A 13,582-nucleotide genomic window follows, 5' to 3' on the forward strand; every position below is an offset into this window, starting at 1 on the left:
ACACTATGAAAAATCGAATTAACAATCTTTTGGTAACTGGAGCTGCAGGCTTTATAGGAAGTAATTTTGTTAAATTTATGATCGGTAAATATCCGGCGATCAAGATAGTTAGTCTGGATAAATTAACCTATGCAGGAAATAAAGCCAATTTGAGCGGAATAGAAGAATGTCAAAATCACCTTTTTGTGCAAGGAGACATATTGGACAAAAATCTGGTGTTGTCCTTATTAAGGGAACATGAGATAGATACTCTTGTACATTTCGCAGCGGAATCCCATGTGGATAATTCCATTGATAATCCGCAAATATTTCTTGAAACCAATGTGATTGGAACTTTTACTCTGTTAGAAGCGGCAAGAATTTATTGGTTGAATGAAAGACAATGGGATAAATCAAAGTGTCGGTTTCATCATGTATCCACCGATGAAGTGTATGGTTCATTAGAAAAAGAAGAGCCTGCATTCACTGAAAAAAATTCTTATCAACCCAATTCCCCCTATTCAGCTTCCAAAGCAAGTTCTGATCATATAGTCAGAGCTTATCTTCATACTTATGGATTACCTGTTACTACTTCCAATTGTTCGAATAATTACGGGCCTAATCAACACAAAGAGAAGTTGATTCCTAAAGTAGTACAGGCTTGTGTGAATCAGCTCCCTATTACTGTCTATGGCAATGGATCAAATGTTCGCGATTGGTTGTACGTCATGGATCATTGCGAAGCAATTGATGCAGTTATTCAAAAGGGAATGGTTGGGGAAGTTTATAATATAGGTGGTAATAACGAACTGGATAATTTAAGTTTGATAAAAATGATTTGTCAGATGATGGATGATTTTAAGCCTATGGAAAAACCATATGACTCATTGATTACCTTTGTTGAAGACAGAAAGGGTCATGACAAGCGATATGCCATAGACAATAGTAAAATTCAAAAGGAATTGGGTTGGGCTCCACAAGGTGATTTTATGCACAAATTATCAAATACAATTAAATATTACTTAACTCGGTATGAGCAGGAAATTAGTGTTTAATAAATTGAAAATAATCAGGTAACATATACTTTATTTTAATCATTAGAAACAGCATGAAGCGTCAGACAGAATTATTATCATGGAATTTGCTTCAAAAGGAAGCAAATAGAGTTCGTTCAAATTCCAGTTCCCAACCATACTTTGTTGTGGACTCTAACAATTTTGAATCCAGGAAACAGCTCAATGGTATTGAGTACGACTATTCCAGACAGCGAGTAAATAGAGCTATCATTGATTTACTTATCAATTTGGCAGATGAAGTTAAATTATCAGAAAAAATTGATAACTTGATCAAGGGTAAGAAGGTTAATACTAGCGAAAACAGGGCGGCTCTGCATACTGCACTGAGAGATTTAGGTAGTAAATCAATACTGATTGACGGACTGGATATCATGTCCGACGTGATCAATTCGCGTGAAAAAATTAAAATCGTGTCTAATCAGATTAGGAAAAAGAAGTGGCTGGGTTATTCAGGGTTACCAATAACTGATATTGTAAATATAGGCATTGGCGGCTCAGATTTAGGTCCTCGTGTATGTATCCACGCCCTATCTAATTATATTTCCAAAGAGTTTAATTACCATTTTATCTCAGATGTTGACCCGGCTAGTTTCAACGATGTTATTGCAAAAATTAATCCTCAAACCACCTTATTCATTGTTTCCTCCAAATCATTTACTACAAAAGAAACGCTATTAAATGCCAGAAAAGCTTTTGCATTGTATGAGGATATGACTTCTATCGATCAACATTTTATAGCTGTAACAGCTCATCCGGAAAGAGCTTATCAAATGGGTATTAGAACTGTGTTACCGATTTGGGATTGGGTTGGTGGTCGGTTTTCTTTTTGTTCCGCAGTGAATTTAATTACTGCCATTGCAATTGGTTATGAACAATTTGTTGAATTGCTGGCGGGTGCCCATGATGTTGATACTCATGTCCAGTTTACTGATTTTAAAAATAATATACCTGTGCTTATGGCTTTAATCGGTGTATGGAATAACAATTTTTTGAATATTCATAATTTACTTATCCTTACCTATTCCAAAAAACTGGAATACTTTGTTCCTTATGTGCAACAGCTGGATATGGAGAGTAATGGGAAATCCATTGATGTGAATGGAAGAATGGTAGATTACGCCACTGGACCTATCGTTTGGGGTGGATTAGGTAATCAGGCACAGCATAGCTATTTTCAATTATTATGTCAGGGTACGCATCGATGTGTTGGCGATTTTATTACTTTGAAAACTAATGATGAGCATGAGATTAATTCCATGTGTCATTATAAAATGAAAGTGTTAAGTGAGGGAATTCAAACAAATGAAAATCCTTATGGATATATTCCAGGCAACATGCCAATGAATCATCTTATTTTGTCAGATTGTTCTCCTTATACATTAGGGGCGTTGGTAGCACTCTATGAACATAAAATCTTTGTACAAAGTGTGATATGGAATATCAACCCGTTCGATCAGCCAGGTATTGAAAGCGCAAAGGGTGCTCACAGAGAAATCACATTATCAAGCGAATCATAAAGGGGCGATAAATGCTATAAAATAGGTTAATTATTAAACAAAATTTTATATTTTGTTCACTATATCAACGTATTCTAATGTATTACCGCAATAAACTTGATAATATTTAAGGCTATTATTTGTTCGAAGAAAAAGAGAGAGTAGGCGCTATATAATGAAAGGTATTATCCTGGCAGGTGGTTTTGGCACAAGACTTTATCCTCTGACAAAGTCTATTAGTAAGCATATGATTCCGGTTTATGATAAACCAATGATTTATTATGCCATCTCTACATTAATGTTGGCTAATATCAGGGAAATACTGATTATTTCAACGGAAGAGCATCTTCCACTGTATCAAAATTTATTAAATGATGGCACCCAGTGGGGTGTTTCATTTAACTACATTGTGCAAAATGAACCAAAAGGGATTGCGGAAGCATTCATTTTAGGCGAAAAATTTATTGGTAATGATTCTGTTTGCCTGGTTTTGGGAGATAATATCCACCAAGGCAGAGGTTTTTCTGAATTATTAGAAAATGCAAAGTCAAAATTAAATGGTGCAACTGTTTTTGCCTATTATGTCGATAAACCCCAAGCCTATGGTGTGGTGGAGTTCAATGAGAAGCAACAAGTCCTATCCATAGTGGAAAAACCAGCACAGCCCAAATCCAACTACGCGGTAACCGGATTATATTTTTATGATAATCAAGTCATAGAAATTGCCAAGAGTTTAAAGCCCTCTGGCAGAGGGGAGCTTGAAATAACCGATATCAATCAGTTTTATTTATATGAAAACAAACTGGATGTTCAGATTTTGGGAAGAGGTTTTGTCTGGCTGGATATGGGTACACCAGAAACCCTGTTATCAGCAAGTAACTATATCTGTACTATCGAACAGCGACAAGGTTTGAAGATTGGATGCCCTGAAGAAATTGCGTGGCGTATGAAGTTTATTAGTGATGATGAGTTACTGTGCAGGGCTAGAGAGCTAAATAAAAGTAGTTATGGTCAATATCTTGCAGAACTGCTCAATCATAAACGATTTTAAAAGCCATAGGTAATATAGTGACAAAAATATTAGTGACAGGCGCAACAGGTTTTATAGGCAGTAGCTTGGTTCCTGCTCTTATTGCTGCAGGCTATGAGGTTCGTTGTGCTGTGTGGCAAAAAAATCAATACATGCCTGTTGAGCAAGTTGAAATTGATAAGCTGGAGCAAGTAACGGATTGGTCAGAGGCTTTGGATGGAATTGATATCGTTATACATCTGGCTGCGCGAGTCCATATTATGAAAGAGGATACATCCTCCTCTCTGGAGGAGTATTGCAAAATAAACAGTATCGCCACAAAGAATTTTGCTGAACAAGCTGCAAAACATAAAGTAAAGCGATTTGTATTTTTAAGTACGATTAAGGTAAATGGCGAGGTGAGTTCGCCAGAGAATCCATTTTCTGAGAAAAGTTCTGTCCAACCAAAAGATTCCTATGCTCAAAGCAAGCTGGAAGCAGAACTCTATTTACAAGAGATTAGTGAACATAGTGAAATGGAAGTGGTTATCTTGAGACCACCACTGGTGTATGGACCAGGAGTAAAAGCCAATTTTTTAAAATTATTGAGTATGGTACAAAAAGGATGGCCATTGCCTTTTGCCAGTGTAAATAACAAGAGAAGTTTTATTTTTATTGATAATTTAATTTCGGCTATTCTAATGGTAATGACACATCCTAAAGCAGCAAACCAACTTTATCTTGTGGCAGATAATGAATCTTGGTCTTTAGCTGATTTATTGTCTATTCTGGCGCAAAACATGAAAATCAATTTAAGATTGTATCGTTTACCTACAACTTTATTAGCTGCTCTGTTCAAAATTTTAGGCATGAGTAATTTAAATACTCGCTTGTTGAGTTCTCTGGAAATTGATAATTCGAAAATTATTTCAGAGTTAGGTTGGGTGCCACCAGTCGACTCATGTGAAGGCTTAAAAAAAACAGCAGTTTGGTATCAATATGAATATAATGCTTAGTGTTATTTTTATACTGTCATCTATTGTCTGTACCAAACTATTTTGTGGTATTGCACAAAACTCAAAGTTAATCGATAAACCCAATGACAGAACTCTACATTTGAAACCAACGGTGAGAGGTGGGGGCATTGTATTTATTGGTTTGTCTTTATTAATTTTGCCTGTTATTTGGTACTTTACAGGTACGTTTTATAAAGAGTCGGTGTTTTTATTGCTGTGCATTCTTTTAATAGCCGGGGTCAGTTTTTTTGATGATATATATGATCTCCCTATCAAGATTAGGCTGGGAGTGCAATGCATTGTCGCTTTCATTTTGGCTGTATTCATGAGGCCAGAAAAACTGGATTTTATACTTTTTTCATTGAATCATGACTATATAATAATTCCGTTCATTTTTTTTATGGTTATTTGGGCCATAAATCATTTTAATTTTATGGATGGTCTGGATGGTTTTTGCACATTACAGGCTATTTATTTGTTGGCTTGCTATTTTATTTTATTCAATGTACATCATGCTCTCGCTTACCAGGAGTTTTGTTGGGTATTGATATGCAGTTTGGCAGGATTTTTATTTTTTAATTTCCCTCCAGCGAAGATATTTATGGGGGACGTAGGCAGTGCCTCATTAGGATTAATTATTTTTTCAATGGCATTAATTGCTCAGCAAAAATATCAAATTCCCGTGATTTATTGGTTTATGTTGAATAGTCTGTTTCTCTTTGATTCATCAGTGACTTTACTACGAAGAATGATGAATAAGGAGCGATGGTTCGCTCCACACAAAAAGCATGCGTATCAACGATTGAAACAATATGGAATAGATACACGTTTCATATTGTTAATACAGCTTACTGTAAATGGCGTGATTGGGGTAATAGTACTATTAAGTTGGATACAGAAAATTACCGAACCATTTGCACTGCTCTTATTGATTATATGTTTGATTAGTTACTATCTGTGGATTGAAAAATTGTACCCTATGAATGCTAAATTTACCTAGCTAGCTTAGATGAAAACATATTTTTAATATTGTAGAGGACACTTTACAATATTTGAAAAATATGAAATTATGCCGAGTTATTTTTATCCTATAAGTCTTGATTGATATGAATGTGCTCCCAGTTGAATCATTCAAAATATTATTCGTTGTCCAGCGCTTATCCGATTTTGTGGAAATGAAGAGGGCTGCAGTTAGCCTGAAAAAATTTGGCTATAAGTGCTATATTCTTTTTTGCGGTGTTGATTCTCCGCCACATGATTTAATAGTCCTAAAGGAAATTGAAAAAAGCATTGATAACGATGAAATTGATGGCGTTGAGGTTACTAATAAAGAGCTGGTAAAGGATTCTGAGGAATCAAATTGTACAGTTCCGGAAAAGAAGATCAAATCAAGCTCAAAATCTAATTTAAGAGAGATTCTAAAATGGATAAAAGATTGGTATAAGAAATACACAACAAAGCTGTCTCAATTAAAAATTAAAAAACCTAGAGCATTAAGACCCCCTATTACCTTCATTGGTAGATTGTGTCATTATTTTAAATATCTACAATTTCTGGTGGGGTCAATAATCTATGTTGTGGTTCATTTCAGTTTATCTTTAATGTATCTTCCAATATTTTATGTACCAGTAATTTATAGATTTAATTATTCGCAGTTTAGAAAAATTGTCAAATCAGGCCAATATAAATTAATTATTTTGCCAGAAGACATTGTTGGGAAAGTAACTCCTTTGATAATCAAATCTGGCCATTCATTAAAAATCCCCAGTATCATACTTCCATATACCATTGCAAATCAAACAGAAGCATTTCAAGCACTGAAAGACCGAGAAGAGTTTCAAGTAAAGCATCATTTTTTTAATAAAGTAATTGGAAAATTATGTCGTTCATGGGTAATGAAGGATGAAACTCGGCGAGTATTAAGATTACCTGCTGAACATGTAATTGGCCATCTGATAACCAGATCCTCACCACCAGATCCCTGGATGATGAATAGTGGTTATGCTAATGTGATAGCGATTGAAAATGAGAAAATGTTTGAATACTATCGTAATAGTGGTATACCTGCTTCAAAAATGAAAATTACAGGGGCTTGTTATGATGATAATTTGGCCTATTATTGCTTGAACAAAGAAAGTGAAAGAAATAAGTTGTATCAAGAGTTGGGTATAAAAAGTAATAAACCTCTTTTCCTGATAGGGGGGTTCCCAAATCAAATTACCGCAAATCCTCCGGGTTTTGATTTTGAAGACGCAGATGATGCAGTGAATTTTATTGTTGAATGTCTTGATGTATTTAAAAAGGATTATGAAATTATTTTTCGACCTCATCCAAATTTTTTAGAATTATCTGATTATTTTAAGAAAAAGAATATTTTAGTCACCCAAATAGATACTGCGCGTTTAGTCGCATTATCTGATATTTATTTAGCTTTCGCTTCTGCAACGATTCGTTGGGCAATCTCGTGCGGTGTTCCAACGATTAATTATGATATGTTTTACTATGATTTTTCAGATTATAAAGAAGTCAATGGTGTGCTTAATGTTTGTACTAAAGAAGAGTTTAAACAAGCGATAAATAGCATGAGTGAACCCGAACAATTTATGGTTATTAAGAAACAACTGGATACAGAAAAGAGAAAGTGGGGTAATTTGGATGGAAAATCAACTTACAGAATCAATGAGTTGGTTAAGGAATTAATTCATCTTAAAAAAGTACCTCGAAAAGCGTCATAACTTTGTAGTAAGGGTGATTATGAAGAATTTAAGCGTTGCAATAATAGGTGCAGGCCGAATGGGACGTGAGCATATTAAGGCATTTCGATCTGTTCCAGGAGTTCGAGTAACTGGTTTATTAAGCCGAACACATGAAAAAGCAGTGGCTTTGGCAAGTGAGTTTGACATCCCTTATGTTGCAGGGTCAGTTGAGGAGTTAAATAACCAAACTAAAGCAGATTTAGTAGTGGTTGCTGTTCCTGAGCTTGAAGCGAATCAAATTGCTAAACAATGTTTTCAATATGATTGGTCCGTGCTGCTGGAAAAACCTGCCGGATACGATTTGATGGATGCTCATGACATTGCAGAAGCGGCATTACAATCTACCAAGCCTGTCTATGTAGGATTAAACAGAAGATTTTATTCCAGTTCTATGCAAATTCGTGAGCGTCTTGATGCAAAAAGTGCTGACAAACGATTTATCCACATTCAGGATCAACAAAGTTTTGAAGAAGCAAGAGCTTGCCAGCATCCTGAGAAGGTTGTACAAAAGTTTATGTACGCTAATTCAATCCACACTATTGATTTGATTCGGTTCTTTGCAAGAGGTGAAATAACGAAGGTAGTTCCTGTTATTCCCTGGAAAAAGGAAGAAACACAGATTGTGATTAGCTATGTAGAATTTGATAGTGGGGATCATGCATTATATGAAGGAATTTGGAAGGGACCAGGTCCCTGGGCTTGTAGTGTCAGTACTTCAAGTATACGTTGGACAATGCAGCCTTTAGAAAAGGCACGTTATCAAAATGTCAATGAAAGGACAGTCCATGATTTAACTTTGGATGATATCGATCAACAATTTAAAGCCGGATTTTATAAGCAGGCTATTGAAGTTTGCAAAGGCGTTAGGGGCGAGGCCAATAAGGCTATAACCTTGATGGACAGCTTAAAAACCATGGATTTAATTCATAGGATTTTTGGTGAATAATCAAAGCAAGTGAATATTTTAGGAGAATCTATTTAATGATTACTTATCCAGGAGAGGTTAACTTTTCCCAATATAAGCTTGATAGTAAACCAGAAGAAACATTTTATGGTTTGCCGAATGAGGTGATGTTTTGCAAAAAATGCACCTATAGCAATCAAAAGCCTAATTCAGAAAAGGAATACAAACACACGATTGACGCGAAGAAGCCTACGATCAATTTTGATGAAGAGGGAGTTTGTTCAGCATGCCGAGTAGCGGAAAAGAAAAAAGCGGTAGACTGGGAACAAAGAAAAAGAGAATTAAAAGAGTTATGCGATAAATATCGGAGCAAGACGGGTCATTACGATTGTCTTATTCCTGGTTCAGGCGGTAAGGACAGTTTTTATACGGCGTATATGTTAAAATATGAGTATGGAATGAATCCCTTAACGGTGACATGGGCTCCCCATATTTATACTTCTTGGGGGTGGAATAATTTCCAGGCATGGATACATGCTGGATTTGATAACTATCTGTTTACTCCCAATGGTCAAGTGCATAGATTGCTTACCAGATTAGCACTGGAAAAGTTATATCACCCATTTCAACCTTTTATACTTGGTCAAATGTACTATCCGCCAAAAATTGCAATGGATTTGAATATACCATTGGTGTTTTATGGAGAGAATCCATCCGAATATGGCAATAATGCCAAGGAAAATGAAAAAGCGACGAAGGACATCAGTTATTTCACCGCGAATGATATTTCCAATATTTATCTTTCTGGGATATCAGCGCTTGAATTGAAGGAAGAGTTTGGTTTAACTGAAGTAGAGCTACAGCCTTATATTCCGCCTAATCCCAACAGACTTGCTGAGAAAAAGATAGAGGTGCAATATCTGGGATATTATTTACCATGGCATCCGCAAGAGTGTTATTACTTTGCTGTAAATCATGGTGGATTTACGCCATCCCCTGAACGTACGGCAGGTACCTATAGTAAATACAGTGGTATAGACGATAAGATTGATGATTTGCACTATTATACAACCTTTATCAAATTTGGTATTGGTCGAGCAACTTACGACAGTTCTCAGGAAATTCGCAATGGGGAGTTGGTTCGCGAAGAAGGAGTGGCTTTGGTAAGGCGCTTTGATGGTGAATACCCGGAGCGTTTTGAGAAGGAAAATTTTGAGTATTTAAGTATTGATTCGAGAAAATTACCCATAGCAGCTAAACAGTTTGAGCAACCCAGAATGGATAGGGAATATTTTGAGAGATTGACTAATCGGTTTAGATCACCGCATCTTTGGGCGTTTGATAACGGGCAGTGGGTATTGAGACATAGAGTTTCTTAATAGTAAAAATATCAAAAATTATTGAATTACAAAAGATGATTACAATATATGCAAATGGAAATTACTATTAATCAACTCATGTCTCTAGTGATAAAGCAATTAGAGACTTTGTTTTTTCTTGAGGATGAAGAAAAAAAGATTGTGTCTGATATGATAGGATATGCACTGAAACGTTGTGAGTTTTGTTTTTCAAATACAGATAATAAGTATTACAAAAAAAACGATCAAACATATTTTAGTCCATACCATTCTGGCCAATATACTATTTTTTTGTATTATTTATCTAATTCATTATTTGAATATTTACCTAATCTTACCACGCTTGCAGATCGGATTTACTATTTAAATAAAACCCTCAATGGATTGGATTTATTTTATGAAGTTAAAATGCCAGCAATTTTTATGTTGGATCATCCTGTTGGTAGCGTTTTAGGACGAGCAAAGTACGGTGATTATTTTGAGTTTAGTCAAAATTGCACCGTTGGAAATAATAAAGGTGTTTATCCAACAATCGGTAATCATGTGCGCATGCAGTCAGGGTCTAAAATTGTGGGTGATTGTAACATAGGCAACAATGTCGTACTGGCGGCAAACACTTATATTAAAGATACAAACATCGAAGATAATTCTGTGGTTTTTGGAAGTTCACCTAATCTGATTGTTAAGCCCATATCCTCAATAAATCAATTCTAAATTTTAGCATCATGATATTTTTTTGTTTACTTTTAGTTAAGGTTTAATCATGCTAATCTCTATTTTTTATTCGTAAGTTATCTAATATGCAGGAAAGAATAGCAGTGATAGCAGCGCATCCTGATGATGAGGCACTGGGATGTGGTGGTTCTTTATTAAAATATAAACATTTTGGTTATGAAATTCATTTATTATTCATGACAGATGGCATCTCTTCGCGTTCAAACTCTACAGATTCAGAGTTTTTAACTAGAAAAAATGGTTATCAAAAAGCATTAGATTTCTTAAAACCAACTTCTTTTGAAAATCTATCGTTTCCGGATAACCAGTTAGATACTGTTTCTATATTAGAGATTACAAAACACGTGGAAAAATTTATTGCGAGAACTCAACCTACCCTTGTATTGACACATTTTTGGAATGATTTAAATATAGATCATTGCATTACAAACCGTGCAACTTTGACAGCTTGCAGGCCAGGAGCAAACAATTTTGTAAGAAAGATTTTATGTTTTGAAATCCCGTCAAGTACTGAATGGGCTATTGGAGATCAAAAATTCAATCCTAATTATTATATTAATATTACAGACTGGATAAGTCATAAGTTAGAATATTTAAAATGTTATGATGATGAAATGCGTGAATTTCCTCATGCACGTTCCTACAATAATATTATCAGCATGCACGAGCATCATGGAGCTTGCGTGAATGTTAAGAGCGCAGAAGCTTTCTATCTGCTTAGAAGCCTGGATTCTTATTAGTGGCTATGAAAATATTTTTTCGTGTTGATGCTTCTGAAAGTATTGGTATTGGGCATTTAAAACGTTGCCAAGTATTGGCAAAGCAATTTATTAAAAAGGGAAGTGAAGTTACGTTTTTTAGTACCAGAGAAACACAGCAATTCTTACCAGTCAATTCAAATGATATCCAATATCAATTTATAGAAGATTTTTGGTCCACATCTTTTTTGCAACAAGCACTAAATTCCGATTTATTTATTGTTGATCACTATGCATTAGGTATTGAATTTGAACAGGAAGTTTCTCAAAAATTAAATACTAACATTTTAGTAATTGATGATTTTAATCATAGGCCTCATTACTGTGATTATTTATTAAATCAAAACTATGGTTTTTCTCCCGAGAGCTACAAAGGTCTAATACCTGAGTTTTGTAAACTATTTCTTGGCCCCACTTATGCTTTATTAGATGAAATATACAGTCAATATCGTCAGGATAAATTTTTTCCAGAAAATGAGGTAGAAAATATATTAATTAATTTTGGAGGTACTGATCCTTATCATTTATGCACTTTTGCATTTGAAGCAGTTAAGGAGCTTGGCTACAAGAGTAGGATAGATATTGTTTTGGGGCATTCTCCAGAGCAAAAAAAAGTGCTTGAAAGACTTATCCAAAACACGACTCCTCAAGTAGTAATGCATGATTATATACCATTGGCACCGTTAATTAGCAGATCAGATTTAATTATAGGGGCAGGTGGAAGTTCTTCTTGGGAGAGATGCTGCCTTGGAAAACCATCGATTATTATTAGTACAAGTCCAGATCAGATGTTAGTAGCAGAGAGATTAGATAATGCGAGCGCTTTAATTTATTTAGGGCATTATGATATGATTGGCAAGCAAAAGCTTGCCAATGCTATTTCTGAAATATCTAATAATCATATACTAAGGAACCTTATCGCTTCTAATGCTCACAAATTATGTGATGGACTAGGAACTCAAAGATTAGTTGAGGAAATTTATGCAGAGTATTAAGATAGGTAATCGTTATATAGGTTCAAAGAATCCATGTTATCTAGTAGCAGAAATTGGAATAAATCACAACGGAGATATGGAGCTTGCTAAGCATACAATTCTTGCCGCTAAAGAGGCAGGTGCTGATTCAGTTAAGTTTCAAAATTACAAGGCTGAAGATTTCGTAATTAATAAAGAAATCGAATATGAATACCTATCCCAAGGTAAAGTGATTCGAGAATCACAGTATGACATGTTTAAACGCTATGAACTCGATGCTACCCAGTTAATTGAACTTAAAGAATTTTGTGACAAAGTTAATATTGATTTTCATTCAACGCCAACGAATAGAGAGGGTATCGAACTTCTTAAATCAATAGGTACAAAAGTTTTAAAAAATGGTTCTGATTATTTAACCAATCTGGAGCTAATCAGAGATATGGGGTACTCTGGATTACCTACTGTACTTTCTACCGGAATGGCTTATGCCAGTGAGATTGATGAAGCTGTAAGAGCTTTTAAAAATACAGGTAATACTCAGCTTATTCTTTTGCATTGTACTTCTCAGTATCCTACCCCTGCTCATGATGTAAATCTTCACAAAATTCAATCGCTAAAAAGTGCTTTTGATTGCGTGGTTGGATTTAGTGATCATACCGAAGGTTCTTGTGCAGCGATTGCTTCTATTCCAATGGGTGTAAGCTGGATTGAAAAGCATTTTACTTTAGATAAATCTTTACCAGGACCCGACCATCGTTTTTCAAGTTCACCTGCTGAATTTAAACAACTTGTTGACGGTATACGCTATGTAGAACAGGCTTTAGGGACTACTCAACTTGGTCCTACATATTCTGAATATCAATCGAGAGATAATTTTCGTTTGTCTTGTGTAGCAATAAGGAATTTATCTAAAGGTGATTCTATTAAAAAAGAAGATATTCAATTCCAACGTCCGGGTAATGGTATTCCACCTAAAAATATCGATATTATTCTTAATAAAGTTTTAAAAAAAGAAATATTAAAAGGACAATTAATTTCTTATGAGGACTTTGTATGAAGTGTACCTTACGGGAATTTAATCTGAATGATGCGGAGCTATTATTTTCTTGGCGGAATGATCCCGTAATTTATTTGAAATCATCTAGAAAGGAACCAGTCACATTAGACGAACACACCAAGTGGTTTAATGAAATGCTCCATTCTGATGAATCGCATATTTTTATTATGGAATGTGATGGAAAGCCTATCGGTCAAATCAGATACAATCGTAATGAAGACGACAGTTTAAAGTTATCAATCTTTCTTATTCCAGAATTTCAACATAAAGGTATTGGATCAGAACTTTTATTGGATTCTTTTACTTTATTGAAGCAACACGATAAACCTATAAAAATTGTAGCGGAGGTCTTGGTTGAAAATACCCCGTCACATCTTTTTTTTCAAAAACATAGTTTCACGTTAGATACTACTTTCAGTAATAAGAGTATTATTCGTTATGTCAAAATTATTTAGGGTTTTTAT

At 34.9% G+C, this 13,582-nt stretch carries 13 protein-coding genes; all 13 read left to right on the forward strand.

The genetic code is table 11. The features are described 5' to 3' along the window. The first annotated feature begins 5 nt into the window (after positions 1-5). Entirely contained in the window at positions 6-1,034 is a 1,029-nt protein-coding gene (rfbB, locus tag EL201_RS03920) for a dTDP-glucose 4,6-dehydratase (RefSeq protein WP_027223800.1), read from the forward strand. Between the two features lie 53 nt (positions 1,035-1,087). Next, on the forward strand, positions 1,088-2,572 hold the full coding sequence (pgi, locus tag EL201_RS03925; RefSeq protein WP_027223801.1) for a glucose-6-phosphate isomerase: 1,485 nt from the start codon (positions 1,088-1,090) through the stop codon (positions 2,570-2,572). Between the two features lie 154 nt (positions 2,573-2,726). After that, positions 2,727-3,602, forward strand: coding sequence for a glucose-1-phosphate thymidylyltransferase RfbA (gene rfbA, locus EL201_RS03930; protein WP_027223802.1), 876 nt, complete (start codon positions 2,727-2,729; stop codon positions 3,600-3,602). A 17-nt stretch (positions 3,603-3,619) separates the two neighbouring features. Continuing rightward, positions 3,620-4,576 carry an NAD-dependent epimerase/dehydratase family protein gene (locus EL201_RS03935; RefSeq protein WP_027223803.1) on the forward strand — a complete coding sequence of 319 codons (957 nt, stop codon included), beginning with the start codon at positions 3,620-3,622 and terminating at the stop codon, positions 4,574-4,576. After that, positions 4,560-5,576 (forward strand): MraY family glycosyltransferase, encoded by a 1,017-nt coding sequence (locus EL201_RS03940; protein WP_027223804.1) that lies wholly within the window; start codon positions 4,560-4,562, stop codon positions 5,574-5,576. The genes EL201_RS03935 and EL201_RS03940 overlap by 17 nt, the downstream gene beginning before the upstream one ends. 106 nt (positions 5,577-5,682) lie before the next feature. After that, complete coding sequence (locus tag EL201_RS03945; RefSeq protein ID WP_027223805.1) at positions 5,683-7,311, forward strand: hypothetical protein; 1,629 nt, start codon at positions 5,683-5,685, stop codon at positions 7,309-7,311. A gap of 19 nt (positions 7,312-7,330) precedes the next feature. Next, positions 7,331-8,278 carry a Gfo/Idh/MocA family protein gene (locus tag EL201_RS03950; RefSeq protein WP_032829051.1) on the forward strand — a complete coding sequence of 316 codons (948 nt, stop codon included), beginning with the start codon at positions 7,331-7,333 and terminating at the stop codon, positions 8,276-8,278. Positions 8,279-8,313: 35 nt separating this feature from the next. After that, a complete protein-coding gene (locus EL201_RS03955; protein ID WP_061777635.1) occupies positions 8,314-9,615 on the forward strand; it encodes an N-acetyl sugar amidotransferase in 1,302 nt (433 codons plus the stop codon). Between the two features lie 48 nt (positions 9,616-9,663). After that, complete coding sequence (locus EL201_RS03960; RefSeq protein ID WP_027221121.1) at positions 9,664-10,308, forward strand: LbetaH domain-containing protein; 645 nt, start codon at positions 9,664-9,666, stop codon at positions 10,306-10,308. Positions 10,309-10,394: 86 nt separating this feature from the next. After that, positions 10,395-11,069, forward strand: coding sequence for a PIG-L deacetylase family protein (locus EL201_RS03965; RefSeq protein ID WP_027221120.1), 675 nt, complete (start codon positions 10,395-10,397; stop codon positions 11,067-11,069). Positions 11,070-11,074: 5 nt separating this feature from the next. Beyond that, entirely contained in the window at positions 11,075-12,082 is a 1,008-nt protein-coding gene (gene pseG / locus EL201_RS03970) for a UDP-2,4-diacetamido-2,4,6-trideoxy-beta-L-altropyranose hydrolase (RefSeq protein ID WP_229310349.1), read from the forward strand. Further along, positions 12,069-13,118, forward strand: coding sequence for an N-acetylneuraminate synthase family protein (locus EL201_RS03975; RefSeq protein ID WP_027221118.1), 1,050 nt, complete (start codon positions 12,069-12,071; stop codon positions 13,116-13,118). Before pseG ends, EL201_RS03975 begins: the two co-directional genes overlap by 14 nt. Beyond that, entirely contained in the window at positions 13,115-13,573 is a 459-nt protein-coding gene (locus EL201_RS03980) for a GNAT family N-acetyltransferase (protein ID WP_027221117.1), read from the forward strand. The genes EL201_RS03975 and EL201_RS03980 overlap by 4 nt, the downstream gene beginning before the upstream one ends. Positions 13,574-13,582 lie beyond the last annotated feature (9 nt).

Origin of the sequence: Legionella pneumophila subsp. pascullei, from assembly GCF_900637585.1 — a bacterium.
Taxonomy (GTDB): Bacteria; Pseudomonadota; Gammaproteobacteria; order Legionellales; family Legionellaceae; genus Legionella; species Legionella pascullei.

Coding starts and splice junctions, on each gene's coding strand:
- EL201_RS03980 (WP_027221117.1), top strand. CDS start 13,115: ATGAAGTGTACCTTACGGGAATTTAATCTGAATGATGCGGAGCTATTA.
- rfbB (WP_027223800.1), top strand. CDS start 6: ATGAAAAATCGAATTAACAATCTTTTGGTAACTGGAGCTGCAGGCTTT.
- EL201_RS03950 (WP_032829051.1), top strand. CDS start 7,331: ATGAAGAATTTAAGCGTTGCAATAATAGGTGCAGGCCGAATGGGACGT.
- EL201_RS03965 (WP_027221120.1), top strand. CDS start 10,395: ATGCAGGAAAGAATAGCAGTGATAGCAGCGCATCCTGATGATGAGGCA.
- EL201_RS03960 (WP_027221121.1), top strand. CDS start 9,664: ATGCAAATGGAAATTACTATTAATCAACTCATGTCTCTAGTGATAAAG.
- pseG (WP_229310349.1), top strand. CDS start 11,075: ATGAAAATATTTTTTCGTGTTGATGCTTCTGAAAGTATTGGTATTGGG.
- EL201_RS03975 (WP_027221118.1), top strand. CDS start 12,069: ATGCAGAGTATTAAGATAGGTAATCGTTATATAGGTTCAAAGAATCCA.
- EL201_RS03940 (WP_027223804.1), top strand. CDS start 4,560: ATGAATATAATGCTTAGTGTTATTTTTATACTGTCATCTATTGTCTGT.
- EL201_RS03955 (WP_061777635.1), top strand. CDS start 8,314: ATGATTACTTATCCAGGAGAGGTTAACTTTTCCCAATATAAGCTTGAT.
- EL201_RS03945 (WP_027223805.1), top strand. CDS start 5,683: ATGAATGTGCTCCCAGTTGAATCATTCAAAATATTATTCGTTGTCCAG.
- pgi (WP_027223801.1), top strand. CDS start 1,088: ATGAAGCGTCAGACAGAATTATTATCATGGAATTTGCTTCAAAAGGAA.
- rfbA (WP_027223802.1), top strand. CDS start 2,727: ATGAAAGGTATTATCCTGGCAGGTGGTTTTGGCACAAGACTTTATCCT.